Raw genomic sequence first — 24,659 nt, 5'->3', positions numbered from 1 at the left:
CGGCGGCACCGGGCGGCCCTCGCGGCCGCGGCGGCCTGCGGCGCGGCGGCCGCCGCGCTGTGGTCCGGGTCGGGCGGGAAGGTCGCGGCGGCCCCGCCGGGCGGTTCTCGGGAGGCACCGAGGCCGGTGCCGGGTGTTCAACGCCGAACGGGCCTGCCAGGACCGCACCGACCGGGACCCGCGGTGCAGCCTCGGCCTGGCGGTCGACCCCGTGCGGCCCTACACCGCCGAGAACGTCGTACCGGCCCGGGTGTGGCACTCCGACGTCCTGGACGCCGACTGCGAACTCGCCTACGGGGAGCCCGTCGTCGACGAGTCGGACTTACGGTCCACGCTCTGGTACCGGGTGCGCCTGCCGGGCGGAGCCGCACGCGCGAGCGCCTGGCTGCCGGCCGTCCGGACGAAGGACCGGCCGGCCCTCCCCGCGTGCCCGGACCGGTCACGATCGGAGAAGCGGCGGCCCTGAGCCCTCGCGTAGCGTGGAACGGGCCGCGGCACCGAGGTACCCCGCGGCCGCGCCGACGAGGGAGAGACGATGAGCAGGGGCACGACGAACGACCGGCCGCCCGCACCGCACGCCGCCGACAGCCACGACATGATCCGCGTGCACGGCGCGCGCGAGAACAACCTCAAGGACGTCAGCGTCGAGATCCCCAAGCGCCGGCTGACGGTGTTCACCGGCGTCTCGGGGTCGGGCAAGAGCTCGCTCGTGTTCGACACGGTCGCCGCGGAGTCGCAGCGGCTGATCAACGAGACGTACAGCGCGTTCGTGCAGGGCTTCATGCCCGCCACGGCCCGCCCCGACGTGGACGTGCTGGACGGGCTGACCACGGTGATCGCCGTCGACCAGCAGCGGATGGGCGGCGACCCCCGCTCCACGGTGGGCACCGCCACCGACGCCAACGCGATGCTGCGGATCCTCTTCAGCCGGCTCGGCGACCCGCACATCGGCTCCCCCAAGGCGTACTCGTTCAACGTGGCCTCGATCAGCGGGGCGGGCGCGGTCACCCTGGAGCGTGGCGGGCAGACCGTCAAGGAGCGGCGCGCGTTCAGCGTCACCGGCGGCATGTGCCCGCGCTGCGAGGGCCGCGGCACCGTCACCGACCTCGACCTCGGCCGGCTCTACGACGACACGAAGTCCCTGAACGAGGGGGCGCTCACCATCCCCGGCTACAAGCCGGGCGGCTGGAACCACCGGCTCTACAGCGAGTCGGGCCTCGTCGACCCGGACAAGCCGATCCGCTCGTACACGAAGAAGCAGCTCGCCGACTTCCTGCACCGCGAGCCGGTCCGGATGAAGATCGCCGGGATCAACATGACGTACGAGGGGCTGATCCCGCGGCTCCGCAAGTCGATGCTCGCCAAGGACAAGGAGGCGATGCAGCCGCACATCCGGGAGTTCGTGGAGCGGGCGGTCACCTTCACCACCTGTCCCGACTGTGAGGGGACCCGGCTCAGCGCGGGCGCCCGGTCCTCGAAGATCAAGGGGATCAGCATCGCCGACGCCTGCGCGATGCAGATCAGCGACCTGGCCAAGTGGGTGAGCGGTCTCGACGAGCCCTCGGTGGCCCCGCTGCTGGCGACCCTGCGGCACACCCTCGACTCCTTCGTGGAGATCGGGCTGGGCTATCTGTCGCTGGACCGGGCCGCGGGGACGCTGTCGGGCGGCGAGGCGCAGCGCGTCAAGATGATCCGTCACCTCGGGTCGGCGCTGACGGACGTCACGTACGTGTTCGACGAGCCCACCACCGGTCTGCACCCGCACGACATCGAGCGGATGAACGGCCTGCTGCTGCGGCTGCGCGACAAGGGCAACACGGTGCTGGTCGTGGAGCACAAGCCGGAGGTGATCGCGATCGCCGACCACATCGTCGACCTCGGGCCCGGCGCCGGGGCGGCGGGCGGGACGGTGTGCTTCGAGGGCGGGGTGGAGGGGCTGCGTGCCAGCGGCACCGTCACCGGGCGGCACTTCGACGACCGGGCCGCGCTGAAGGGGGCGCCGCGGGTGCCGTCCGGGGCGCTGGAGATCCGCGGGGCGTCGGCGCACAACCTGCGCGGGGTCGACGTGGACGTGCCGCTGGGGGTGCTCACGGTGGTCACGGGAGTGGCCGGCTCGGGCAAGAGCTCGCTCATCCACGGCTCGGTGCCGGCCTCGGCCGGGGTGGTGTCGGTGGACCAGACGCCGATCCGCGGTTCGCGGCGGAGCAACCCGGCGACGTACACGGGGCTGCTGGAGCCGATCCGCAAGGCGTTCGCCAAGGCCAACGGGGTGAAGCCGGCGCTGTTCAGCGCCAACTCCGAGGGTGCCTGCCCGACCTGCAACGGTGCCGGGGTCGTCTACACCGACCTGGCGATGATGGCCGGGGTGGCCACGACGTGCGAGGACTGCGAGGGGAAGCGGTTCGACGCGTCGGTGCTGGAGTACCGGCTCGGCGGCCGGGACATCAGCGAGGTGCTGGAGATGCCGGTGGCGGAGGCGGAGGAGTTCTTCGGCGCGGGCGAGGCGCGCACCCCGGCCGCGCACCGGATCCTGGAGCGGCTGGTGGACGTGGGGCTCGGCTACCTGACCCTCGGACAGCCGCTGACGACGCTGTCGGGCGGTGAGCGGCAGCGGCTGAAGCTGGCCACGCACATGGGTGAGAAGGGCGGGATCTACGTCCTGGACGAGCCGACCGCCGGCCTCCACCTGGCGGACGTGGAGCACCTGTTGGGGCTGCTGGACCGGCTGGTGGACTCCGGCAAGTCGGTGATCGTGATCGAGCACCACCAGGCGGTCATGGCGCACGCCGACTGGATCATCGACCTCGGTCCGGGTGCCGGCCACGACGGCGGCCGGATCGTGTTCGAGGGCACCCCGGCGGAGCTGGTGGCCGCCCGGTCCACGCTCACGGGCGAACACCTGGCGGCGTACGTCGGCGCCTGACGGGCGCGGCCGGCGGGCGTCCCGCAAGGGACCGCCCCGCCGGCCGCGCCGGGCAGCCTAGCGCCAGTCGTCCCAGGGGGGATCCATCTCGTCGAGGTCGAAGGGCGGTTCGTCCTCGAACGGCGGCTCGTCCGGGGGCGCCTGCGGCGCGGCCCGCCGGGGTGCTGCGGGCTGCGGCACTGCGGGCCGGGGTGCGGCGGCAGCCGTTGCGGGAGGGGGGGTGGCGGTCGCTGTGGCGGCGGCTCCGTCGGCCCGGTGTCCGGCCAGGGCGTCGAGGAGGCCCTCGGCGTACTTGGCGAGCTTGGCCTCGCCGACGCCGCCGATCCCGCCCAGTTCCTCGACGGTGCCGGGCAGCCGCGTGGCGATCTCCCTCAGCGTGGCGTCGTGGAACACGACGTACGCCGGTACGCCCTGCTCACGGGCCGTCGCCGCCCGCCAGGCACGCAGGGCCTCGAAGACCGGCACGGACTCCGCCGGCAGGTCGACGGGGACACGGGCGGCCTTCCCGGAACGGGATCCCCCCTCCTTGCGGCGGGAGGCGGCGGGCGCCTTCTGCTCCTTGCGCATCTGCACGGTGCGCCGCCCGCCGAGCACCTCGCCGCTGGTGTCGGTCAGGACGAGGGTGCCGTAGTCGCCCTCGACGGCCAGCAGCCGCTGCGCCAGCAGCTGCCGTACGACCCCGCGCCACTCGGCGGTGCCCAGGTCCGCGCCGACGCCGAAGACCGAGAGCGCGTCGTGGTCGAACTGGATGACCTTGGCGGTCTTCTTGCCCTGGAGGATGTCGATGATCTGGCCGGCGCCGAACTTCTGGCGCCGTTCCTTCGCCAGCCGCCACACGGTGGACAGCAGCTTCTGGGCAGCGACCGTGCCGTCCCAGGACTCGGCGGGCGTCAGGCAGGTGTCGCAGTTGCCGCAGGGGGCGCCCTGCTGGCCGAAGTACTCCAGCAGCCGCATCCGCCGGCAGTCGACCGTCTCGCAGAGCGCGAGCATGGCGTCGAGGTGCATGCCCAGGGAGCGGCGGTGGGCGTCGTCGCCCTCGGAGCCGTCGATGAGCTTGCGCTGCTGGACGACGTCCTGGAGGCCGTACGCGAGCCAGGCCGTGGCGGGCTCGCCGTCGCGGCCGGCGCGGCCGGTCTCCTGGTAGTAGCCCTCGACGGACTTGGGCAGGTCGAGGTGGGCGACGAACCGCACGTCGGGCTTGTCGATGCCCATGCCGAAGGCGATCGTCGCGACCACGACGACCCCGTCCTCACGCAGGAAGCGGGCCTGGTTGGCGGCTCGCGCGCGGGCGTCCATGCCCGCGTGGTACGGGACCGCGTCGATGCCCTGCTCGACCAGGAAGGCGGCGGTCTTCTCCACCGAGGAGCGGGAGAGGCAGTAGACGACGCCGGCGTCCCCCTCGTGCTCGGCACGGATCAGCTCCAGCAGTTGCCGGGCCGGGTTGTCCTTGGGGACGATGCGGTACTGGATGTTCGGCCGGTCGAAGCTGGCGACGAAGTGCCTGGCGTCGCCCAGGCCCAGCCGGGAGGCGATCTCGGCGTGGGTGGCCTCGGTGGCCGTCGCGGTGAGGGCGATCCGCGGGACCTTGGGCCAGCGCTCGTGCAGCATCGACAGGGTGAGGTAGTCGGGCCGGAAGTCGTGGCCCCACTGGGCGACGCAGTGCGCCTCGTCGATGGCGAACAGCGACACCTTGCCCCGGTCGAGCAGCCGCTGGGTCCCCTCGGTGCGCAGCCGTTCGGGGGCCAGGTAGAGGAGGTCCAGCTCGTCGGCGAGGAAGGCCTGTTCGACGGCCTGCCGCTCGTACGGGTCCTGGGTGGAGTTGAGGAAGCCGGCCCGGACCCCGAGGGCGGTGAGCGCGTCCACCTGGTCCTGCATCAGCGCGATCAGCGGGGAGACGACGATGCCCGTGCCCTCTCTGACGAGCGCCGGGATCTGGTAGCAGAGCGATTTGCCGCCGCCGGTGGGCATCAGGACGAGGGCGTCGCCGCCGCCGATGAGCTGCTCGATGATCTCCTGCTGGTCACCGCGGAAGGAGCTGTAACCGAAGACGCGGTGGAGCACCCGCAAAGCGTCGGAGACCTCGCTTGAGATCTCGGGGGAAGCGTCCGAAAGGGCCATCCGAGAAGCCTAACGGCACCCTGGGACACTCCCGTCCCGTCCGGCGGCGGCTGTGGACGAGCGGTACGACTACTCACCGTCACGGGTGAGGGGGTGATCCCCCGCCGCGGCGGCGCCCGGACTTCCCGCGCGGGGCCCGGTGAATTCGCCACGGCGGAATTACCGCTTTATCGGGCACAGGACGGACACAGGCCGCGATAGGTGACCTCGGCCTTCGACACGGTGAATCCCATGCGTTCCGATTCCGGAAGTCCCGCCAGCGGATCGCCCTGCGGGTGGACGTCGCGGATCGTCCCGCAGCGGGAGCAGACCAGGTGCTGGTGCGGCCGGCGCGCGTTGGGGTCGTAGCGCTTGGCCCGGCCGTCCGTGGAGACCTCCGCGACCTCGCCGAGGGCGACCAGCTCCCCCAGGGCGTTGTAGACCGTCGCCCGTGAGATCTCCGGCAACCGCCGGGCGGCACGGGCGTGCACCTCGTCCGCCGTCAGGTGCACGTGGTCCCCGTCCAGGACCTCCGCGACCACGCGGCGCTGCGCGGTCATCCGCCAGCCGCGGCTTCGAAGTCGTTCCAGCAGGTCGCTCATATGGTCACCCATTCCTGGGGCAGCGTTGTCCGGCATGCTTCTTGACTTGGAATCCGTCCATCGTAGGATCTGATCTGCCAATAGCCAAGGGACAGGAAAACACTCCAGCGATTTCCGAGCACCGCGTTACCCGCGGTGCGGAAGGATTCCCATGTCTGAAAAGCAAACCGAAGGCTGCCCCGTCGCCCACGGTCGCGCCCCGCACCCGACCCAGGGCGGCGGGAACCGGCAGTGGTGGCCGGATGCGCTCAACCTGAGGATCCTCGCGAAGAACCCCGCCGTGGCGAACCCACTGGGCGAGGAGTTCGACTACGCCGAGGCGTTCAAGACCCTCGACCTCCCCGCCGTCAAGCGTGACATCGCGGAGGTCCTGACGACCTCGCAGGACTGGTGGCCGGCCGACTTCGGCCACTACGGCCCCTTCATGGTCCGCATGGCCTGGCACAGCGCGGGCACCTACCGGATCAGCGACGGCCGCGGCGGCGCCGGTGCCGGGCAGCAGCGCTTCGCGCCGCTCAACAGCTGGCCCGACAACGGCAACCTCGACAAGGCCCGCCGCCTGCTGTGGCCGGTGAAGAAGAAGTACGGCCGCGGCCTCTCCTGGGCCGACCTGATGATCCTGGCCGGCAACGTCGCCCTGGAGACGATGGGCTTCGAGACCTTCGGCTTCGGCGGCGGCCGCGAGGACGTCTGGGAGCCCGACGAGGACGTGTACTGGGGCCCGGAGACCACCTGGCTCGGCGATCAGCGCTACACCGGGGACCGCGAGCTGGAGAGCCCGCTCGGCGCGGTCCAGATGGGCCTGATCTACGTGAACCCGGAGGGTCCGAACGGCACTCCGGACCCCGTCGCCGCCGCCCGCGACATACGCGAGACCTTCCAGCGGATGGCGATGAACGACGAGGAGACGGTCGCCCTGATCGCGGGCGGCCACACCTTCGGCAAGACCCACGGCGCGGGCCCGGCCGAGAACGTCGGCGAGGCCCCCGAGGGCGCCCCGATGTCGGCGCAGGGCCTGGGCTGGGCGAACGCGTACGGCACCGGCAAGGGCGGGGACACGATCACCAGCGGTCTGGAGGGCATCTGGACCGACACCCCGACCACCTGGGACAACAGCTTCTTCGACATCCTCTTCGGCTACGAGTGGGAGCTCTTCGAGAGCCCCGCCGGGGCGCACCAGTGGCGTCCGAAGGACGGTGCCGGCGCCGGCACCGTGCCCGACGCCCACGACCCGTCGAAGACCCACGCCCCCACGATGCTGACGACCGACCTCTCGCTGCGTTTCGACCCGGTCTACGAGCCGATCGCGCGGCGCTTCCAGGCCGACCCCGACGCCTTCGCGGACGCGTTCGCCCGTGCCTGGTACAAGCTGACCCACCGCGACATGGGCCCCGTCGTCCGCTACCTGGGCCCGGAGGTGCCGGCCGAGCAGCTGCTGTGGCAGGACCCGCTGCCCGCCCGGACGTACGAGACCATCGGCGCCGCCGAGGTCGCCGACCTCAAGGCCCGGGTGCTCGCCTCGGACCTGTCGGTCTCCGACCTGGTGTTCACCGCCTGGGCCGCCGCCTCCTCCTTCCGCGGCAGCGACAAGCGCGGCGGCGCCAACGGCGGCCGCATCCGCCTCCAGCCGCAGAACGGCTGGGAGGTCAACGAGCCCGACCGGCTGGCCGGCGTGCTGCGCACCCTGGAGGGGATACGGCGGTCCTTCAACGAGGGCCGCTCGGACGGCAAGCAGGTGTCGGTGGCCGACCTGGTGGTCCTCGCGGGCGGCGCGGCCGTCGAGAAGGCCGCGAAGGACGCGGGCTTCGACGTCGAGGTGCCCTTCAGCCCCGGCCGGGTGGACGCCTCGCAGGAGCAGACGGACGTGGAGTCCTTCGCCGCGCTGGAGCCGACGGCCGACGGCTTCCGCAACCACCTCGGCAAGGGCAACCGGCTGCCGGCCGAGTACCTGCTGCTCGACCGGGCGAACCTGCTGACCCTGAGCGCGCCCGAGATGACGGTCCTCGTCGGCGGCCTGCGCGTGCTGGGCGCCAACCACGGGCGGTCCTCGCTGGGCGTCCTCACGGACACTCCCGGGCTCCTGACCAACGACTTCTTCGTCAACCTGCTCGACCTGGGCACGACGTGGACGGCCGTGTCCGAGGACGAGACGTCCTTCGAGGGCCGTGACGCCGCGACGGGCGCGCTCAAGTGGACCGGCAGTCGGGCCGACCTGGTCTTCGGCTCCAACTCCGAGCTGCGCGCACTGGCCGAGGTCTACGCGAGCGACGACGCGAAGGAGAAGTTCGTGGAGGACTTCGTCGCGGCGTGGGCCAAGGTGATGGACCTGGACCGCTTCGACCTCGTCTGACCCGTCCCGCGCGTCCGTGCGCACCGTGTCCGGGCCGGCCCCCACCGGGGCCGGCCCGGACCCGTTCCCACGGCGGGACGGCGGACGGGCGGCACCGGGGTGCGCCGGCTCAGGAACGGACCAGGCGGGCGATGGCCCGCGAGGCCTCCTCGACCTTGCCGCGGGCCTGGTCCCCGCCCTCGGCGATGGCGTCGGCGACGCAGGAGTGCAGGTGGTCCTCCATCATGGTCAGCCCGAAGGACTGCAGGGCCTTGGTGGCGGCGCTGATCTGGGTGAGCACGTCGATGCAGTACGTGCCTTCCTCGACCATGCGCTGGAGGCCGCGCACCTGGCCTTCGATGCGGCGCAGCCGCTTGAGGACGTCGTCCTTGTGGGAGGTGTAACCGGGCACGGCGATCGCTTCCCTTCATCGGGCCTTCTTTACCCCTGGGGGGTATGTCGACAACGAGGACGGGCCGCGGGATGTTCCGCCGGGCGGTCAGTGGGAGTGACCGCCCTGCTCCTCCCCGGCCGGCTGCGCGGGCTGCGCGGCGGGGGCGGGGGCCGCCCCGTCACCGCCCGCGCGGACGGTGAAGGCCGCGGTGCGGACCTTGCCCTGGTGCTGGAAGTCGAGGAAGAGCCGGTAGGTGCCGGCGCTGGGGGCCGTGGCCGTGAAGGACACGTCGGGGCCCGGGCCCCCTTCGTTGGGGTGGACGTGCAGGTAGGCGAGGTCCCCGTCGCGCAGGGCGACGAGGTGTCCGTAGGCCCCGAGGTAGGGCTCCAGGTCGGTGACGGGCCGGCCGTCCTTGCTGACGGTGAGCTTCAGCTCGCCGGGCCGGCCGGGGTCCAGGGTGCCGCCGAGCGCCACCTGGTACCCGTCCACGTCCGCGGTGGGCGCGGCCGGGGGCATCGGACCGGGGGCGTAGGCGCCGGGGACGGCGAGGTCCGCGCCGAGCGTGACGTTCTTCGCGTCCCCGGCCGCCGGGGCGAAGTCGGCGAAGGCCTTGTAGGCACCCGCGGCCGGCAGGTCCACCGGGGTCGACCAGGTCCCGTCCGCGGCGCGCACCGGGTGGAGGTGGCGGTAGACGGTCAGGTCGCGTGAGGCGACGATGAAGTGCAGCTCCTTGCCGTGCTCCGTCTTGTATCCGGTGACCTTCCGCCCGGCCGCATCCTTCACCGAGAACCGCAGTTCGCCCTGGCCCGGGGCCAGTTGCGGGGTGTCCAGGCTGAGCGTGTAGCCGGCGTCGGAGACCTGGAGGCCGCCGGCCGCCGGGCCCTGGGGCGCCGCCTGGCCGTGACCTCCGTGCCCGCCCTCCGCCGCGGGGGCCTTGGCCTGGGTCGCGTGGCCCGCGTGCTCCGTCTTCGCCGGCGCGCCCACGGGGCCGACGCCCGCCCCGACCCCGTAGGCGGCGCCGAAGGCCGCCGCGAGTGCGGCGGCGAAGGCGGTGATCTTCACTCCGGTGTTCATGCCTGGTCTCCCGTACGACGTAGGTGCCGCGTACAGCGGTTCAATGGATCTCCACCATACCCCCAGGGGGTATCAAGTCAAGCGTGGGAAACTCTTGCGTACGGATACCTAGGGGGGGTATATCTGGAGTCAGCCCGGATACCCCCAGAGGGTATCCGCACGATCTGCACGACCAAGGAGAAGCCCATGTCTTCCTGCTGTTCCCCCGATGGCGCCTGCGCCTCTAACGGTGAGACCACGACCACCGTCGCCGTCGTCGACAGCACCGCCACCGTCTACCGCGTGTCCGGCATGAGCTGCGGACACTGCCGGACCGCCATCACCGCGTCCGTCGGCGCGCTCGCCGGGGTCCTCTCGGTGGACGTGGACGTGGACGGCGGCACGGTCACCGTGACCACGGCCGGCGAGCCGGACGACGCCGCGATCGCCGAGGCGGTCGACGACGCCGGCTACGAGCTCACCGGCCGGGCCTGACACCCGCCCGACCCCGACCCACCCGGACGCCGGGGCCCCGTCCGTCCACCGGGCCCCGGCACCGGCCCCGCGCTCGAACGAGGAGCAGCACTCATGACCACCATCACCCCCGGCGCCGCCCAGGTCGAGCTCGCCATCGGCGGCATGACCTGCGCCTCGTGCGCGGCACGCATCGAGAAGAAGCTCAACCGCATGGACGGCGTCGAGGCGACCGTCAACTACGCCACCGAGAAGGCGAAGGTCACCTTCGACGCCGGCGCCGACATCTCCGTCGCGGACCTGATCGCCACCGTCGAAGCCACCGGTTACACCGCGCACGAGCCCGCGCCGCCCCGCTCCTCCGCCCCGTCCGGCGCCGGGGAGGAGCCGCCGGCCGAGGCCGACGAGCTGGCCCCGCTGCGCCAGCGCCTCACCACCGCCGTCGTCCTGTCCGTGCCCGTCATCGCGATGGCGATGGTCCCGGCGCTCCAGATCGACTTCTGGCAGTGGCTCTCGCTGACCCTCGCCGCGCCCGTGGTCACGTACGCGGCCTGGCCCTTCCACCGCGCGGCCTGGACCAACGCCAAGCACGGCGCGGCCACCATGGACACCCTGATCTCGGTGGGCACCATCGCCGCGTTCCTGTGGTCGCTGTGGGCGCTGTTCTTCGGCACCGCCGGCACCCCCGGCATGCGGCACGCCTTCGAGTTCACCATCGCCCGCACCGACGGCGCGGGGAACATCTACCTGGAGGCGGCGGCCGGCGTCACCACCTTCATCCTGGCCGGCCGCTACTTCGAGGCGAAGTCCAAGCGCAAGGCCGGCGCCGCCCTCAAGGCACTGCTGGAGCTGGGCGCCAAGGAGGTCACCGTGCTGCGCGGCGGCCAGGAGGTGACCGTGCCCACGGCAGACCTCCAGGTCGGCGACCGCTTCCTGGTCCGCCCCGGCGAGAAGATCGCCACCGACGGCACGGTCGTCGAGGGCTCCTCCGCCGTCGACGCCTCCATGCTCACCGGCGAGTCCGTCCCCGTCGAGGTGTCCGCCGGCGACTCCGTCACCGGCGCCACCCTGAACGCCGGCGGCCGGCTGGTCGTCGAGGCCACCCGCGTCGGTTCCGACACCCAGCTCTCCCGCATGGCCCGCCTGGTCGAGGACGCGCAGAACGGCAAGGCCGCGGCCCAGCGGCTCGCCGACAAGATCTCCGCCGTGTTCGTGCCGGTGGTCATCGCCATCGCGCTGGCCACGCTCGGCTTCTGGCTCGGCACCGGATCCGGCCTCTCGGCCGCCTTCACCGCCGCCGTCGCCGTCCTGATCATCGCCTGCCCCTGCGCCCTGGGCCTGGCCACCCCGACCGCCCTGCTGGTCGGCACCGGCCGCGGCGCCCAGCTCGGCATCCTGATCAAGGGCCCCGAGGTCCTGGAGTCCACCCGCAAGGTCGACACCATCGTCCTCGACAAGACCGGCACCGTCACCACCGGCCGGATGACCCTGCTGCACGTGCACACCGCCGAGGGCGCCGACGAGACCGAGGTCCTGCGCCTGGCCGGAGCCCTGGAGCACGCCTCCGAGCACCCCATCGCCCAGGCCGTCGCCGCCGGCGCCGCCGCCCGGGTGGGGACCCTGCCCGTCCCCGAGGACTTCGCCAACATCCCGGGCCTCGGCGTCCAGGGCGTCGTCGAGGGCCACGCCGTCCTCGTCGGCCGCGGCAAGCTGCTCGCCGAGTGGGCGATGGAGCTGCCCCCGTACCTGGAGCGCGCCATGTCCGATGCCGAGTCGGCCGGCCGCACCGCCATCGCGGTGGCCTGGGACGGCGAGGCCCGCGCGGTGCTGGAGGTCGCGGACGCCGTCAAGGACACCAGCGCCGAGGCGATCCGCCGACTGCGCGCCCTGGGCCTGACCCCGATCCTGCTGACCGGTGACAACAGGGCCGTGGCCGAGACGGTGGCCCGCGAGGTGGGCATCGACGAGGTCATCGCCGAGGTGATGCCGCAGGACAAGGTGGACGTGGTCAAGCGGCTCCAGGCCGAGGGCCGCAGCGTCGCGATGGTCGGCGACGGGGTCAACGACGCCGCCGCCCTCGCCCAGGCCGACCTCGGCCTGGCCATGGGCACCGGCACCGACGCCGCCATCGAGGCCGGCGACCTGACCCTCGTACGGGGCGACCTGCGGGCCGCGGCCGACGCCATCCGGCTGGCCCGCAGGACGCTCGGCACCATCCGCTCGAACCTGTTCTGGGCCTTCGCCTACAACGTGGCCGCCCTGCCGCTCGCCGCGGCCGGACTGCTCAACCCGATGATCGCCGGAGCGGCCATGGCCTTCTCCTCGGTCTTCGTCGTCGGCAACAGCCTGCGTCTGCGCGGCTTCCGGGCCGCCTCCAACTGAGGAGCCCCCGTGGCCGGTTACGTAGAACACAAGGAAGACGTCATCCGGCGCCTGCGGCGGATCGAGGGCCAGGTCCGCGGGGTCCAGCGGATGGTCGCCGAGGACGTCTACTGCATCGACGTGCTCACCCAGGTGTCCGCGATCAACGCCGCGCTCCAGTCCTGCGCCGTGACCCTGCTCGACGAGCACCTCGCCTGCTGCGTCACCGAGGCCATCGCCCAGGGCGGGGACCAGGCCAGGGTCAAGGTCGGCGAGGCGAGCAGGGCCGTAGCCCGGCTGATCCGCGCGTAACCCGGCGGCCGCCGCTCACGCCGCGAGCCCCTCCGCACGAAGTCCGTGCGCAGGGGCTCGCGGCGTGAGCGGCGGTCCCGCGCCCGGATCCGGCGTACCGGGCCGGGGTATGCCGGCCCCGGGAGGGCGGGCCGTACGATGAGCCGCTGCCGAGGGGAGGGCGACGAACATGCGCGTACGCCGGCTGGGAGAGCTGGAAGCCGAGATCATGGACCGGGTGTGGCAGTGGGAACGGCCCGCTTCCGTCCGCGAGATCGTCGACGACATCAACCGGGGCCGCACGGTCGCCTACACCACCGTCATGACCGTCGCCGACATCCTGTACCGCAAGGGCTGGCTGAGCCGGGAGAAGTCCGGCCGGGCGTGGATGTACCAGGCGGTGCGCAGCCGCGAGGAGTACACCGCGGCGCTCATGCAGGACGCGCTGGGCGACAGCCAGGACCGCCGGGCCGCGCTGCTGCGGTTCGTGGAGCGGATGTCCCGCGAGGACGTGGAGGCGCTGGACGAGGCCCTGCGCGCCGCCCGCGCGGAGCGGCCGTCCGGTGCGTCGGGCGGGGCGCTGTGAACCACCACGTGCTGCCGCCGCTGGGACTCGCCCTGGTCACCGGGCTGATGCTGCCGTGGATGCTGGTCCGCGCCGTGTGGGCGCAGCAGGCGCCCCGGCTGGGGCTGGCCGTGTGGATCCTGTGCGGCGCCCTCTTCGCGGCGTCGACGGCGATGCTGCCGGCGCAGCTGGTGCTGCCCGCGCACACCAGTCACCGACTGGTTGACATGGCCCTGACCCTGGACCCACCCTCCCCCCGCCGACTGGTGGACGCGACGTCCCGCGAGGCCCTCGCGGCGCTGGCGGCGCTCGCCGTCCTGGCGGTGCCCGGGACCGGGTTCGTCCGGGAGCTGGTGCGGGCGCGCCGGGCCCGTACGCGCCACGCGGAACTGCTGCGGCTGGTGGGCCGGTACGACCGGCGGCTGGGGGTGACCGTGCTGGAGGACCCCCGCCCGGCGGTGTACTGCCTGCCGGGACGCTCGCGCCGCGTGGTGGTCTCGACCGGCGCCCTGAAGATGCTGACGGAGCGGGAGCTGGCCGCCGCGCTCGCGCACGAGCGGGCCCACATCGGCGGACGCCACCATCTGCTGGTCGCGGCGGCGGGTGCGTACGCGTCGGTGTTCCGCCGGCTCCCGCTGGCCCGGATCGGCGGGCGGACGGTGCCGCTGCTGCTGGAGATGGCCGCCGACGACCGTGCGCTGCGGGGCTGTTCGAGCGATGCGCTGGCCACGGCGCTGTACGCCCTGGCCACCGGCCAGGCACCGCACGACGCGTTCGCGGCGGGCGGCCCCTCGGCGGCGGTGCGGATGCGCCGCATCCTGGGGCCGCGCCGGACGGGACGTCCGGTGCTCCGCGGGCTGTTCGCGGTCGCGGCCTCGGCGTTGGCCATCCTGCCGTTGGTCGCGCTGTGCTGCTGGACCGGTTGAAAGCGGGATCGGCCAACCCCGTTATTTACTAAGCAAATTCGTAGATTTCCCACCGACCCCGACCCCTCGAATTGACCGCTATTGTGGGCGCGTGCGGGCTCAGGACCGGTACGGCGAGAGGTGGGGGAAAGATGCTGCTGGCTGACGTGCGGACGGCGGCTCCGCGTGACGCTGCGGCGATTTCCCGGCTCCTCGCGGAGGCCATACGCGAGGACTACGGCAGCCTCCTCGGCGAAATGCGCGTCGGCCGGCTGGTGTCGGACCATTGCTCACTCCCCCGCATTCGAGCGGAAATTGGAATTCCCGGCGGGGCGCCCGCCTGGCTCGGCTGGCTGGTCGCCGCCGACGCGGACGGGACCGTGGTGGGAGCCGCCTCGGGAGGGGTCCCCTTCCCCTCCGGGGGCGAGATCTACTCCCTGTGCACCGCGCCGGACCACCGCCGCCAGGGCGTCGGGACGGCCCTCCTCGCGGCTGCGGGCCGGCGGATGCGGGCGCACGGGGCGGTGTCCCAGCGGATCACGCTGCCGGCCGAAGGGGCCCCGGCCCTCCCGTTCTTCACCCACCACGGGTTCACCGCGCTCACCCCGGTCCGGCTCGGCCGCACCCTCTGAGAGCCCCCGCCCCCCTCCTCCGGGGACCGTGGCAGATCCACGCCATCGCGTGTTCACGCAGCCCGCAACGCTGGCCCCGGCGCGAGCCCGCGGGACAGGATGTGACCAGCGGCGCGGTCCCCCGGCGGCACGGGAGCCACGCCCCGGACGGCTGGACCGAGCGAGCCCCTGGAGGAGCGATGCACACACCGAGCGGCACTTCCCTGCCCGTCATGCCGGTCGTGCCCGCCGCGTTCGCACCGGTCCCGCCGCCCGCCCCGGCGGGTCCCCGCCCCTGCGCACAGGAGGGGACGGCCGTACTGCCTCCGGCGGACTACCTGCCCGGCCTGGAGTCGGCCGCCCCGGCGGACGAGGACGCCGGCTGGCTGCACGACGCTCTGCTGGGACCGCACAGCGCCGACATCGTCCGCTACCTGGGCCTCGCCCGGCAGTGCGGCGGCCCGGTCCTGGACCTGGGCTGCGGGGCGGGGCGCCTGGCTGTCCCGTTCGCCCGGCAGGGCTTCCGCGTCGAGGCCGTGGACCGGGACGCGGCCAGCCTGGAGCGGCTGCGGGCCTGGGGCCGGCGGATCGGGCCGCCGGTCTCGCGGCTCCTGGTCACCACCCGGGCCGACCTGGCGGAGCTGCGGCTGCGGGGGACGTACCGGCTGGCCCTGCTGGCCGGGACGATGATCTCGGCCGTACCGCCCCACGCCCGTCCCGGGCTGCTGCGGGAGATCGCCGGACATCTGGAGCCGGGCGGGGCGCTCGCCCTCGACTTCACCGCCCACGGGCTGCGCGGGCTCTCCGAGGAGCCCCGGCGCACCTGGGTGTTCCAGGTGCCCCGGTTCGACGGGGTGGAGGAGTGGACCGTGGCCCGGCAGGTCTTCGACCTGGACGCGATGACCGAGCGGATCACGTACCACTCCGTGCGCACGGGCAAGGTGCGCACCGAGCGGGTGGCGCGGACCACCGACAAGTGGATCATCGATCCGGAGTGTCTGGGCGCCGAACTGGAGGCGGCGGGGCTGCGGGTGGAACGGCGCCGCGCCCACCGCGTGGACGCGCGGACCGAGAGCGTCCTGCTGGTCTGCCGCGCCGACGGCTGACGGGAACGGCCCACCCCGCCGCTCCGCGCCCTCCCGCCCTCCCCTCTCGGCCTCCGCTTGAGAGGGGCTCGCAAGAGGTACGATGAACCCAAAGGTTTGAGTGGACCAGATGGCGGATGGTGGCGCAGTGATGGCTGTCGTGGAGGAGTCGACCGGCCGCGAGGCGGTGATCCAGCGCCTGCGTGACGTGGGGCTGCGGGTCACCGGGCCGCGCCTGGAGGTGCTCCAGGTCCTGGCCGCGGGCGGCCACATGGACGTCGAGTCGATCACGGCCGCCGCCCGCGAGCGGCTCGGGACCCTCACCAGCCAGGCCGTCTACGAGATGCTGCGGCACTTCCAGGAGACCGGCCTGGCCGCCAAGTTCGACCGTCCGGGCCTGCCCGCCGTGTTCGAGATCGCCGGCGCGCCGCACCAGCACGCGCTGTGCGTGCGGTGCGGACGGGTGGAGAACGTCGAGGCCGAGGTGCCGCGACCGGCCGGCGGGACGCTCGCCGCCTGGCGGATGGACGGCGGCGCGGAGGTCGTCTTCAAGGGGCTGTGCCCCGACTGCCGGAAGGCGCCCCAGGACTGAGCCCCGGCGAAGGCGCACACCTCAGAACCCCCCTGTGACCCCCGTCACATCGAAAACAGGGGGGCGTCGGCTCTCGCATTGGCATGTGCCAAAGTGTGACTGTCGATTCGTAAGACGAGGGGGTCGCTTCGCGATGGCAACGGGCGATGGCAGGGACGGCATCCAGTCGGCCGACAGGGTGCTGGCCCTCTATCAGGAGCTGCGCCTGCGCGGGGTGTCCAACCTCAACGACGCCTTCGAGGAGCTCGCCCTCCCGCCCGAGGAGCGCGAGAAGTGGCGCGCGGAGCTGATCGCGCTCGGCCTCATCGTGCCCACCGGCACCACCCACGCCACCCGCGCCGACCTCCAGTCCGGCGCGTGGCGGCCGGGCCCGGACGCCGTCGCCGCGGTCGACCCGGAGATCGCCCTGCTGCGGATGCTCCAGCGCGAGCGCGAGCGGCTGCGCGAGCACCTCGACGAGTCCGACCGCGCCTACAGCGCCCTGGAGACGCTGGTCGGAAGGTTCCTGCGGCCCGGCACGCTCAGCGGTTCGGAGGTCGAGGTGGAGATCCTCGACGACTACGGACGGATCCAGCAGGTGCTGGAGGACATCACGGACGTCATCCGGCACGACCTGACGTCCATGCACGTGACCGCCCTGGTGCGGGAGGTCGCCGACCGGGTGCTGAGCCGGGACCGCCGGCAGATCGACAACGGGGTGCGCATCCGCGCCATCTACCACCAGCGGATCACCACGTCGCCGGAGGCGGTGGAGATGCTCCGGAGGCGGGTCGAGGCCGGTGTGGAGATCCGCCTCTCCCCCGCCGTGCCGATGAACATGATCATCGCCGACCAGCAGTTCGCGGTCCTGCCCGTACACCCGGACGACCGCTCCGCCGGAGCGATCCTCGCCCGCGGCCCGGCCCTGGTCCGCTCCTATCTGGCGCTGTACGAACACTGCTGGCACGCGGCCACCCCCTACGGCGACGACGTCGCGCCGGAACTCGGCGGCGACGGGCTGTCGGAACAGCAGCGGGCCGCCCTGAAAATGCTGGCGTCGGGAATGAAGGACGAAAAGGTCGCCCGGACCCTGGGGGTTTCCCTGCGGACGGTGAGCCGCATGCTGTCCGAACTGATGCAGGAAATGGGGGCGTCCAGCCGGTTCGAGGCGGGAGTGCGCGCCCAGCGGCTCGGCTGGCTGGACTGATTCCACCGGGAACGGAAAATGCCCCGCGCTGCCCGAAAGGGGCGGGCGCGGGGCGGTGTCCGCCCGCTCGACCGGCCGTTCAGTCCCAGCCGTTGCCGTTGGTGCGGAGCGTACAGAGCGGACGGACGGGGGCGGGGTGCGCAGCGGACATGATTCCTCCAGGAATTGCGAAAGGTCGATTCGGTCTTCACGGATCCGTGCCGCCGGAATTCCTTCGAAGACCTCTCCATTGTCGTACGCGTTCCCGTGGCGGGCCAGTTCCCTATAGCGCACCTGAGGCGGATCTGCAGGAGTTCATGCACACGTTACAGTTCCACACCTTTGGTCAGCCCAAAAGTGCTGCTAGGGTGGAATTCCGGCCTTCTCGGCCCTCCAGGGGAGAGGTGTCGGCGAGGCAGGGGCGTGCCGCCGCTCCTGCCTCACCCATGTCCGCGCCCGGGCGCGCCCCTTCCTCCCGCAGCACGTCCCGGTAGACCTCCAGGGTCGCGGCCGCGGCGCCCCGCCAGCTCATGCTCCCGGCGTGGGCCACGGCCGCCCGTCCCATCACCGCGGCCTCCTGCGGGTGTTCGGCGAACCAGAGCAGCCGGCGGGCGTACTCCCGCGGGTCGTTGCCGCCGACGAGGACCCCGGTGACCCCGTCCCGTACCGCGGTCGGCAGCCCGCCGACCGCCGAGGCCAGCACCGGGGTCCCGCACGCCTGCGCCTCCAGCGCGACCAGCCCGAAGGACTCGCTGCGCGAGGGCACCACCAGCACGTCCGCCGCCCGGTACCACAGCGCCAACTCCGCTTGCGGAACCGGCGGGTGGGGCCGCAGCACCTCCGAGACCCCCAGCTCCCGGGCCAGCCGCCAGGCCTCCCCGCGCGGTCCGGCGCCCGAGTCGCCGCCCACCACCGGGACGAGGGTCCGCGCCCGCAGGTGCGGGGCGCGCTCCAGCAGTCCGGCGACGGCGCGGACCATCACGTCGGGCCCCTTGAGGGGCTGGATGCGGCCCGCGTACAAGGGGACGAACGCGTCGGCCGGCAGTCCCAGCCGGGCCCGCGCCTCGGCCCTCCCCCGGCCCGGGCCGAAGGTGCCCAGGTCCACACCCGGCCGGACGACCTGCGTCCGGCGCGCGTCGGCCCCGTACAGCTCGCGCAGGGCCCGTGCCTCGTCCGCGGTGTTGGCGATCAGCCGGTCGGCGGAGCCGACGACCTGGTGCTCGCCGCGGACGCGCAGCTCCGGCTCGGGGAGGTCGCCCTCCGCGAGAGCGGCGTTCTTGACGCGGGCCAGGGTGTGGGCGGTGTGCACGAAGGGGATCCGCCAGCCCGCGGCCGCGATCCGGCCCGCCTGGCCGGAGAGCCAGTAGTGCGAGTGCACCAGGTCGTAGCGCCGCTCCTCCTTCAGCAGCGCCAGTGAGAACGGCACCACCAGGGCGGGCATGTCCTCCTTGGGCAGGAGCGCGCGCGGTCCGGCCACCAGGTGGCGCACCCGGACCCCGGGGCCGAGACCGGCCGGGTCCGGGTGCTCCTCGCCCCGGCAGCGGGTGAACAGGTCCACCTCGACGCCCTGTTCGGCGAGGGCGCGGGAGAGCTGGACCATGTAGACGTTCATGCCTCCCGCGTCCCCCGTGCCGGGCTGGTGCAGCGGCGAGGTGTGGACGCTGAGCATGGCGACGCGCAGGGACACGTGGAACTCCTACGGGGAGAGGCCGCGCGCCCCGCGCCGCCGGGTGGCCGGCGCGCGGTCACGCGGCGAAGGAGGGTGGTCGTCCCGCTGGGGTGCGGGTGGTGCGGCGGTGCGGGAGGGGCCAGCCGTGTGGGGGCGGCGGCCCGGCCGGGTCGGCGTTTCGGGTGGGGGTCCGGGTAGGGGTACGGCCCCGGTCAGAAGCCGAAGACCGGCCCCGAGGTCGGGGCCAGCCGGGTGCCCGGGGCGGGCGGGACGAGGGCCGCCACCGAAACCGGCCCGCCCGGCTCGGCCTTGAGGGCGGCCGCCAGCCGGTCCGCGCCCTCGGGCATCACCGGCCGCGCCCACGCCGCGAGCGCCCGGGCCACGGCCAGCTGCGCCGCGAGGGCCGGGAGGTGGCGGCTGTCCGCGGTGGGGCGGTGCGCCTCGTGCGCGTTGACATGGCCGAAGTCGGCCGCCGAGCGCACCATCTCGTCGAGCAGGGAGACGGCCCTGCGCGGGTCGAAGGACTCCGGCGAGTACGCCTCGCGCAGGTCCTCCACCGCGCGCAGCAGCCGCCGTTGCAGCACCTCCCAGCCGGCGCCGCCCGGCAGGGCCGCCGGGGCGAGCCCGGCGCACTCCTCGCGGACGGCCGCGAACAACCGCGCCAGCCAGCTGTTCCAGCTCTCGTCGAGCTCCCGTCGGGCGGCCGCGAGCCGCTCGGGACGGAACTCGGTGCGCCGGCCGAGCGGACGGGCCTGGAGAACGTGGCGGCGCAGGGTGTCGGACCCGTACTCGGTGATCAGGTCCAGGGCCCAGGCCTTCTGGCCGGAGCCCCAGACGAGGGCCGCGTCCTCCACCACGTACGCCTCGTTGACGCAGAAGTGCTGCGGCAGCTTGACGCCCTGGGCGAAGAGCAGGACCGGCAGCAGCACGGCGTGGCAGAAGGCGTGGCCGAACCCGCAGAAGTGGATGGCCCGTTCGGGCAGGGCCTGGTCGCCGTAGCCGAACAGGTGCATCGCGGCGGCCTCGAAGCAGCCGTCGATGCGGTGCTCGGGGAATCCGTCGACGGGGACGGGCAGCCCCCACTCGGCGGGGTGGGCCACCGCGATGTCCGGCAGGCCGTCCTCGACGAGGGACTCGCAGAGCGCGGCCAGGCGCGGCGGCAGCCCGGTGGTGGCCCAGTACTCGGCGAGGGCCTCGCGGTGCGGTTCCAGCGGGACGTAGAGGCGGCGGCAGCGCCGGGGCACGGCCGCGGAGCCGCACTGGGCGCAGCGGGGCTCCAGGAGGTCGCCGCCGTCGTTGGGGCGGGCGCACTCGTGGCACATGCCGCCGTCGCTGGAGGCCGCGCAGTGCGGGCAGCCGCCGGTGACGTGGGCCCCGTGGAGCCAGCGCTCGCAGGACTCGCAGTACGGGGTGAGGCGGGTGCGGGCGGCGATGACGCCCTCGGCGTGCAGGCGCCGGAAGAGGTCCGCGAGCCACCGTCCGTAGCCCTTGTCCTGGCGCGGGCGCACGACGTGGTCGAACTCCACCCCCGAACGCAGCCAGTCCGAGGTGATCGCGGCCCGGTAGCCCTCCGCGACCTCCTCCGGTTTGCGGCCCGCGCGCAGGGCGCGGGCGTGCACGGAGCTGTTGTGGTCGGCGGTGCCCGTGGTGAACAGGACGGGCTCGCCCTCGGCCCTCAGGTAGCGCGACAGGACGTCCGCCGCGACGTAGGGGCCGGCGAGGTGGCCGACGTGCAGTTCGCCGTGGGTGGCCGGCGGGGTCGCGGTGATCCATACGGGGGTGCTCATGGGACCTCCTTGACGTGGTGGTGCGCGGTACGCAGCGGGGCTTGGCACGGGATGAGCGGGGGTCGGGGCGGCTTCCCGCCGCCCGGCCGCCGGGAAGCCCGGGGTGCCGTACCAGCGTGACAGAGAAACGAACCGCGCGGTCTGATATGCGGGTGCGCGTTCACGCCGTTGCGTGGATACGCCAGGAGGTACCGGCCGGTCGGCCGGGCCGCGGGGCGGCCGGTCAGGCGGCGTGGTCGAGCGGGACGCGCATGCCCCGGACCACCTCGGTCCACAGCTCGTGCGCGGCCAGCGCCCACAGGGCGAGCGCGTCGCGGTCCGAGGGACGCTCGCACTGGCGCGCCAGCAGGGCCCGCACCCGTTCGGGCCGGACCTGACCGGCCCGCAGCAGCCGCTCGGGCGCCAGCAGTTCCCGTACGGGGTCCAGCAGCGGGCCGCCGGGGGCGATCAGCGCGGCGACGGGCAGCGCGGACGGCCGGTGGGAGCGCTGCGCCACGGCCTGGGGCAGCAGTTCGCGCGCGGCCCCGGACAGGACCCGCCGGTCCGGGGTCGCGGTGGGGGCGAGGGCCCGTGCGCGGGCGGCGACGGCGGGCCGGCAGAACGGCATCCGTGCCTCCACCGACCAGGCCATGCCCAGGTGGTCGGCCCGGCGCAGCGGGCCGGCGGGCAGCAGCCAGCGGGTGTCGAAGGCGGTGACGGCGGCCCGTCGGTCACCACCGGGGCAGGACCGCAGCTCCCGTTCGACGCGGTCGGCGGCCGACCCCTCGTCGGCGAGGAAGGCGCGGTAGGCGGGCGTGTACAGCCACTCGCGGAGCATCCGGGGCGCGGCGCCCAGCGCGTCGGTGTAGGAGGCGGCCCAGTCCGGGCCGGAGGGCGCCGAGGAGGCGGCGTGCAGCCGCGCGGCCCCGCCGAACAGCCGGTCGGCGCCCTCCCCGGTCAGGGCGACGGTGTAGCCGGCCTGCCGGACCGCCCGGAAGAGGGCGTAGGAGGCGAGGGCGGCGGGGTCGGCGTCGGGCTGGCCCAGGTGGCGGGTGGTCCGGGTGAGCAGCGAGGGCAGTTCGGCCGGGTCGAGGGCGACCTCGTGGTGGACGGTGCGGGTGCGCCGGGCGACCTGGCGGGCCCGGGCGTCCTCGGCGCCGGGCCACCGGCCGCGCAGGGCGAGGTGGAAGGTGTGCGGGGCGGGTGCCCCGGTCTCCCGGGCGTACTCGGCGGCCAGGGCCGTGACCAGGCCGGAGGCGAGGCCGCCGCTGGTGAGGGCGCACACCGGCACGTCGGCCCGGGCGAGGCGCCGCACCTCGCGGCGCAGCAGGTCCCGGGTGTCCTCGCCGGCCTCCACCGGGTCCTGGGGCTGCGGGAGCCGGCGCCGTACGACGGGGGTGCGTCCCGGCCGTACGAGCGCGGTCGCGCCGGGCGGCAGCAGGCCGATCCCCTCCAGCGCGGTGCGGGCCGAGACCGGGGTGCGCAGGCACAGGACGGTGTCGAGGCTGTCCTCGCGGGGGGCCGTCCGCACCCCGTCGAAGGCCAGCAGCGCCGGGATCTCCGAGGCGAAGCGGAACGTCCCGTCCGCGCTCCGGTGGTGGTGGAGGGGCTTCGTCCCGAGCGGGTCGACGGCGAGGACCAGCCGGGGGGCCGCCCGGAGGTCGAGGACGGCGACGGCGAACATCCCGTCGAGGCGCTCCGCGAAGTCGGGCCCGTACTCGGCGTACAGCGCGGGCAGCAGGGTGCCGTCGCACAGGTCGGGGAACCGGTGGCCGCGGGCGGTGAGGGCGCGCCGGAGCGCCGTGTGGTTGTAGATCTGGCCGTTCAGCACGGCCGTGATCCCGGGCAGGTGCGCGAGTCGGTACGGCTGGCTCCCGCCGCGCGGGTCGGTCACGGCGAGCCGGTCGCAGCCGAGCGCCCAGCCGGGCCCGCGCAGCACCCGGTGCTCGTCGGGGCCGCCGTGCCGCTGGCGGGCGGAGACGGCGGCGAGTTCGGCCAGGTCGGGGTGGGCCGGCGCCGCCGAGAGGGAGCCGAAGATCCTGCACATGTACGGATGCCTCCGCTTCCCACGCGCGCGCGTGGTTCCTGGGCGTTGTGCCGCGGTGAAGTCCTCGGGTGGCGTACAGGCGACATGTCGCGAGTACGCCAAAGGGGCCGCCTTGCGGGCCACGGCCGGGCCCAACAGGCTGATCGCATGGAACACTTCGCGACCAATCCCATTGACCGCAGCGCACCGGAATCCCTGCTGGTCGTGGCCGCGCACCCGGACGACATCGAGTTCTGCGTCAGCGGGACGGTCATGCGGTGGATCGCGCAGGGCACGAAGCGCGTGACGTACTGCATCGTCACGGACGGCGGCGCCGGCGGCTACGACGAGCGGCTCCCCCGCCAGGCCATGGGCGACCTCCGCCGGGCCGAGCAGGTCCATTCGGCCAAGCGCAGCGGCGTCGACGACGTCCGTTTCCTCGGCTATCCCGACAGCTACGTCGAGCCGAGCGTGGAGCTGCGCCGCGACCTGTGCCGGGTGATCCGGCAGGTCCGTCCGCAGCGGGCCGTCATCCCCAGCCCGGAGATCAACTGGTCCCGCGTCGCCGACCTGCACCCCGACCACCGGGCGGTGGGCGACGCCGCCCTCCGGGCGGTCTACCCCGAGGCGCGCAACCCCTTCGCCCATCCGTCCCTGCTCAAGGAGGAGGGACTGGAGCCGTGGATCGTGCCCGAGCTGTGGCTGATGACCGGCCCGACGCCGAACCAGTACGTGGACGTCACCCCGGTCTTCGACCGGAAGGTCGAGGCGCTGCGCATCCACACCTCGCAGACCGCCCACTTCGACGACCTGGCGGGGCTGCTGCGGGAGTGGCTGGGCGAGCACGCGCGGGCGGCGGGGCTGCCGGCCGGGCGGATGGCGGAGGCCTTCCAGGTGGTGCGGATCGACGGTTGAGGTCCGCCCGGGCCGGGTCCCGGCCCGGGCGGACCCGTGTGCTCAGCGGTAGATGAGCAGTTCCGCTTCGGTCGCGCCCGCCAGTTCGTAGCGGGTGGCGACCAGCGGGCGGCCCGAGTAGATGCGGATCAGCGTGGGCGCGTCCCCGCTGAACCGGGCCGGGGGCCGGCCGCCCACCTCGTTGCCCAGTTCCAGCGCTCCGGTGTGACCGTCGATGTCGGCGATCAGCCGGGGCGTCTCGCGTGTGCGGCTGGTGACGCGCAGCAGGGGCAGGGCGAGCACCAGGCTGTCCCCGGCGTACGCGCCCGGCTCCCCGAAGGCCTCGCGGACGTCGCCCGCGTGGATCCACTCCCCCAGGGCCACCGCGTCCAGCCTGCCGTCACCGGCGGCGATGACCGGGCCGGCCTCGCTGAAGCCGCGCTCCAGCTCGTCGACGATGCGGCCCACCGGCCAGTCCGCGCGCTCGGCCACGTCGGCGGCGTTGGCGGCGGGGAGGAAGACCCCTTCCTCCAGCCGGCCCTCGACGATCCGCACGAGGGCGGCCGCGCAGTGGGCGAGGACGTCCCGGGCGGTCCAGCCCGGGCAGGCGGTACGCAGTCCGTACATGGCCTCCGGCGTGCGGCGCAACAGCGGGATCAGCGCGTCCCGTTCGGTGCGCAGCAGCAGGTCCGGCAGCCAGGGGTCCCGCGCGTCCGGGGCGGTGGCCGGCGGGGCCGGTTCCGCGGCGGTCTTCACGATGGTGTCCACGGTGTCTGGGCGGTCAGTAGCGGTAGTGGTCGGGCTTGTACGGGCCCTCGACCTTGACGCCGATGTACTCGGCCTGCTCCGGACGCAGC

Annotated in this window: 22 protein-coding genes; 13 read left to right on the top strand and 9 right to left on the bottom strand. The window is 73.8% G+C overall.

Annotated elements, in window-relative coordinates:
* Positions 1–133 precede the first annotated feature (133 nt).
* Both WDV06_RS28895 and WDV06_RS28890 read left to right on the top strand, forming a co-directional pair.
* Positions 134–466: a hypothetical protein gene (locus tag WDV06_RS28895; RefSeq protein WP_395512742.1), complete on the top strand. Its 333-nt coding sequence runs from the start codon at positions 134–136 to the stop codon at positions 464–466.
* Positions 467–535: 69 nt separating this feature from the next.
* Positions 536–2,923 carry an ATP-binding cassette domain-containing protein gene (locus WDV06_RS28890; RefSeq protein WP_395512741.1) on the top strand — a complete coding sequence of 796 codons (2,388 nt, stop codon included), beginning with the start codon at positions 536–538 and terminating at the stop codon, positions 2,921–2,923.
* 57 nt (positions 2,924–2,980) lie between these two features.
* On the opposite strand, the gene recQ is transcribed toward WDV06_RS28890, so the two are convergent.
* Positions 2,981–5,041: a DNA helicase RecQ gene (gene recQ, locus WDV06_RS28885; protein WP_395512740.1), complete on the bottom strand. Its 2,061-nt coding sequence runs from the start codon at positions 5,039–5,041 to the stop codon at positions 2,981–2,983.
* A 167-nt stretch (positions 5,042–5,208) separates the two neighbouring features.
* Positions 5,209–5,622, bottom strand: a complete 414-nt coding sequence (locus WDV06_RS28880; protein ID WP_395512739.1) for a Fur family transcriptional regulator — start codon at positions 5,620–5,622, stop codon at positions 5,209–5,211.
* A 151-nt stretch (positions 5,623–5,773) separates the two neighbouring features.
* Between WDV06_RS28880 and katG the strand changes: the two genes are divergently transcribed.
* Positions 5,774–7,972 carry a catalase/peroxidase HPI gene (katG, locus tag WDV06_RS28875; RefSeq protein ID WP_395512738.1) on the top strand — a complete coding sequence of 733 codons (2,199 nt, stop codon included), beginning with the start codon at positions 5,774–5,776 and terminating at the stop codon, positions 7,970–7,972.
* A gap of 109 nt (positions 7,973–8,081) precedes the next feature.
* On the opposite strand, the gene WDV06_RS28870 is transcribed toward katG, so the two are convergent.
* Together WDV06_RS28870 and WDV06_RS28865 are read right to left on the bottom strand one after the other, a co-directional pair.
* The gene (locus tag WDV06_RS28870) at positions 8,082–8,363 is read right to left on the bottom strand and encodes a metal-sensitive transcriptional regulator (protein WP_395512737.1); all 282 of its coding nucleotides are present in this window, start codon (positions 8,361–8,363) and stop codon (positions 8,082–8,084) included.
* Positions 8,364–8,450: 87 nt separating this feature from the next.
* The gene (locus tag WDV06_RS28865) at positions 8,451–9,419 is read right to left on the bottom strand and encodes a hypothetical protein (RefSeq protein WP_395512736.1); all 969 of its coding nucleotides are present in this window, start codon (positions 9,417–9,419) and stop codon (positions 8,451–8,453) included.
* Between the two features lie 186 nt (positions 9,420–9,605).
* On the opposite strand from WDV06_RS28865, the gene WDV06_RS28860 reads away from it, so the two are divergent.
* The 9 genes from WDV06_RS28860 to WDV06_RS28820 all read left to right on the top strand — a co-directional run bounded on the left by WDV06_RS28860 (position 9,606) and on the right by WDV06_RS28820 (position 17,468).
* The gene (locus tag WDV06_RS28860; RefSeq protein WP_395512735.1) at positions 9,606–9,893 is read left to right on the top strand and encodes a heavy-metal-associated domain-containing protein; all 288 of its coding nucleotides are present in this window, start codon (positions 9,606–9,608) and stop codon (positions 9,891–9,893) included.
* Positions 9,894–9,986: 93 nt separating this feature from the next.
* Entirely contained in the window at positions 9,987–12,254 is a 2,268-nt protein-coding gene (locus WDV06_RS28855) for a heavy metal translocating P-type ATPase (protein WP_395512734.1), read from the top strand.
* A gap of 9 nt (positions 12,255–12,263) precedes the next feature.
* A complete protein-coding gene (locus WDV06_RS28850; RefSeq protein ID WP_395512733.1) occupies positions 12,264–12,545 on the top strand; it encodes a metal-sensitive transcriptional regulator in 282 nt (93 codons plus the stop codon).
* Positions 12,546–12,714: 169 nt separating this feature from the next.
* On the top strand, positions 12,715–13,110 hold the full coding sequence (locus WDV06_RS28845; RefSeq protein WP_395512732.1) for a BlaI/MecI/CopY family transcriptional regulator: 396 nt from the start codon (positions 12,715–12,717) through the stop codon (positions 13,108–13,110).
* Positions 13,107–14,015 carry a M56 family metallopeptidase gene (locus WDV06_RS28840; protein WP_395512731.1) on the top strand — a complete coding sequence of 303 codons (909 nt, stop codon included), beginning with the start codon at positions 13,107–13,109 and terminating at the stop codon, positions 14,013–14,015. The genes WDV06_RS28845 and WDV06_RS28840 overlap by 4 nt, the downstream gene beginning before the upstream one ends.
* Positions 14,016–14,146: 131 nt before the next feature.
* Complete coding sequence (locus WDV06_RS28835; protein WP_395512730.1) at positions 14,147–14,626, top strand: GNAT family N-acetyltransferase; 480 nt, start codon at positions 14,147–14,149, stop codon at positions 14,624–14,626.
* A gap of 179 nt (positions 14,627–14,805) precedes the next feature.
* Positions 14,806–15,711 carry an SAM-dependent methyltransferase gene (locus WDV06_RS28830; RefSeq protein WP_395512729.1) on the top strand — a complete coding sequence of 302 codons (906 nt, stop codon included), beginning with the start codon at positions 14,806–14,808 and terminating at the stop codon, positions 15,709–15,711.
* 130 nt (positions 15,712–15,841) lie between these two features.
* A complete protein-coding gene (locus WDV06_RS28825; RefSeq protein WP_395512728.1) occupies positions 15,842–16,282 on the top strand; it encodes a Fur family transcriptional regulator in 441 nt (146 codons plus the stop codon).
* A gap of 133 nt (positions 16,283–16,415) precedes the next feature.
* Positions 16,416–17,468 (top strand): helix-turn-helix transcriptional regulator, encoded by a 1,053-nt coding sequence (locus tag WDV06_RS28820; protein ID WP_395512727.1) that lies wholly within the window; start codon positions 16,416–16,418, stop codon positions 17,466–17,468.
* Between the two features lie 325 nt (positions 17,469–17,793).
* Here WDV06_RS28820 and mshA read toward each other — a convergent pair whose 3' ends face one another.
* The 3 genes from mshA to WDV06_RS28805 all read right to left on the bottom strand — a co-directional run bounded on the left by mshA (position 17,794) and on the right by WDV06_RS28805 (position 22,929).
* Positions 17,794–19,116 (bottom strand): D-inositol-3-phosphate glycosyltransferase, encoded by a 1,323-nt coding sequence (gene mshA, locus WDV06_RS28815; RefSeq protein ID WP_463668230.1) that lies wholly within the window; start codon positions 19,114–19,116, stop codon positions 17,794–17,796.
* Positions 19,117–19,328: 212 nt separating this feature from the next.
* Positions 19,329–20,903: a class I tRNA ligase family protein gene (locus WDV06_RS28810; RefSeq protein ID WP_395512725.1), complete on the bottom strand. Its 1,575-nt coding sequence runs from the start codon at positions 20,901–20,903 to the stop codon at positions 19,329–19,331.
* Positions 20,904–21,126: 223 nt separating this feature from the next.
* Positions 21,127–22,929 (bottom strand): asparagine synthetase B family protein, encoded by a 1,803-nt coding sequence (locus WDV06_RS28805; protein WP_395512724.1) that lies wholly within the window; start codon positions 22,927–22,929, stop codon positions 21,127–21,129.
* A gap of 147 nt (positions 22,930–23,076) precedes the next feature.
* Here WDV06_RS28805 and WDV06_RS28800 point away from each other — a divergent pair, with 147 nt between their 5' ends.
* Positions 23,077–23,823, top strand: a complete 747-nt coding sequence (locus tag WDV06_RS28800; RefSeq protein WP_395512723.1) for a PIG-L deacetylase family protein — start codon at positions 23,077–23,079, stop codon at positions 23,821–23,823.
* Positions 23,824–23,865: 42 nt separating this feature from the next.
* Here WDV06_RS28800 and WDV06_RS28795 read toward each other — a convergent pair whose 3' ends face one another.
* Both WDV06_RS28795 and WDV06_RS28790 read right to left on the bottom strand, forming a co-directional pair.
* Positions 23,866–24,570 (bottom strand): maleylpyruvate isomerase family mycothiol-dependent enzyme, encoded by a 705-nt coding sequence (locus WDV06_RS28795; protein WP_395512722.1) that lies wholly within the window; start codon positions 24,568–24,570, stop codon positions 23,866–23,868.
* A gap of 13 nt (positions 24,571–24,583) precedes the next feature.
* Positions 24,584–24,659, bottom strand: a 76-nt coding sequence (locus WDV06_RS28790; protein WP_395512075.1) for an adenosylhomocysteinase, incomplete at its 5' end; no start/stop codon positions are given.

The organism is Streptomyces racemochromogenes, from assembly GCF_044129415.1.
Lineage (GTDB): Bacteria > Actinomycetota > Actinomycetes > Streptomycetales > Streptomycetaceae > Streptomyces > Streptomyces racemochromogenes_A.
Note: the sequence above shows the minus strand (reverse complement) of the source record. Positions and strands in the feature narration are given on the sequence as shown.

What these genes read in the sequence shown, in the direction of transcription:
- WDV06_RS28890 (WP_395512741.1), top strand. Translation starts at nt 536, where the DNA reads ATGAGCAGGGGCACGACGAACGACCGGCCGCCCGCACCGCACGCCGCC.
- recQ (WP_395512740.1), bottom strand. Translation starts at nt 5,041, where the DNA reads ATGGCCCTTTCGGACGCTTCCCCCGAGATCTCAAGCGAGGTCTCCGAC.
- WDV06_RS28880 (WP_395512739.1), bottom strand. Translation starts at nt 5,622, where the DNA reads ATGAGCGACCTGCTGGAACGACTTCGAAGCCGCGGCTGGCGGATGACC.
- katG (WP_395512738.1), top strand. Translation starts at nt 5,774, where the DNA reads ATGTCTGAAAAGCAAACCGAAGGCTGCCCCGTCGCCCACGGTCGCGCC.
- WDV06_RS28865 (WP_395512736.1), bottom strand. Translation starts at nt 9,419, where the DNA reads ATGAACACCGGAGTGAAGATCACCGCCTTCGCCGCCGCACTCGCGGCG.
- WDV06_RS28860 (WP_395512735.1), top strand. Translation starts at nt 9,606, where the DNA reads ATGTCTTCCTGCTGTTCCCCCGATGGCGCCTGCGCCTCTAACGGTGAG.
- WDV06_RS28855 (WP_395512734.1), top strand. Translation starts at nt 9,987, where the DNA reads ATGACCACCATCACCCCCGGCGCCGCCCAGGTCGAGCTCGCCATCGGC.
- WDV06_RS28845 (WP_395512732.1), top strand. Translation starts at nt 12,715, where the DNA reads ATGCGCGTACGCCGGCTGGGAGAGCTGGAAGCCGAGATCATGGACCGG.
- WDV06_RS28835 (WP_395512730.1), top strand. Translation starts at nt 14,147, where the DNA reads ATGCTGCTGGCTGACGTGCGGACGGCGGCTCCGCGTGACGCTGCGGCG.
- WDV06_RS28830 (WP_395512729.1), top strand. Translation starts at nt 14,806, where the DNA reads ATGCACACACCGAGCGGCACTTCCCTGCCCGTCATGCCGGTCGTGCCC.
- WDV06_RS28825 (WP_395512728.1), top strand. Translation starts at nt 15,842, where the DNA reads ATGGCTGTCGTGGAGGAGTCGACCGGCCGCGAGGCGGTGATCCAGCGC.
- WDV06_RS28820 (WP_395512727.1), top strand. Translation starts at nt 16,416, where the DNA reads ATGGCAACGGGCGATGGCAGGGACGGCATCCAGTCGGCCGACAGGGTG.
- mshA (WP_463668230.1), bottom strand. Translation starts at nt 19,116, where the DNA reads ATGCTCAGCGTCCACACCTCGCCGCTGCACCAGCCCGGCACGGGGGAC.
- WDV06_RS28810 (WP_395512725.1), bottom strand. Translation starts at nt 20,903, where the DNA reads ATGAGCACCCCCGTATGGATCACCGCGACCCCGCCGGCCACCCACGGC.
- WDV06_RS28805 (WP_395512724.1), bottom strand. Translation starts at nt 22,929, where the DNA reads ATGTGCAGGATCTTCGGCTCCCTCTCGGCGGCGCCGGCCCACCCCGAC.
- WDV06_RS28800 (WP_395512723.1), top strand. Translation starts at nt 23,077, where the DNA reads ATGGAACACTTCGCGACCAATCCCATTGACCGCAGCGCACCGGAATCC.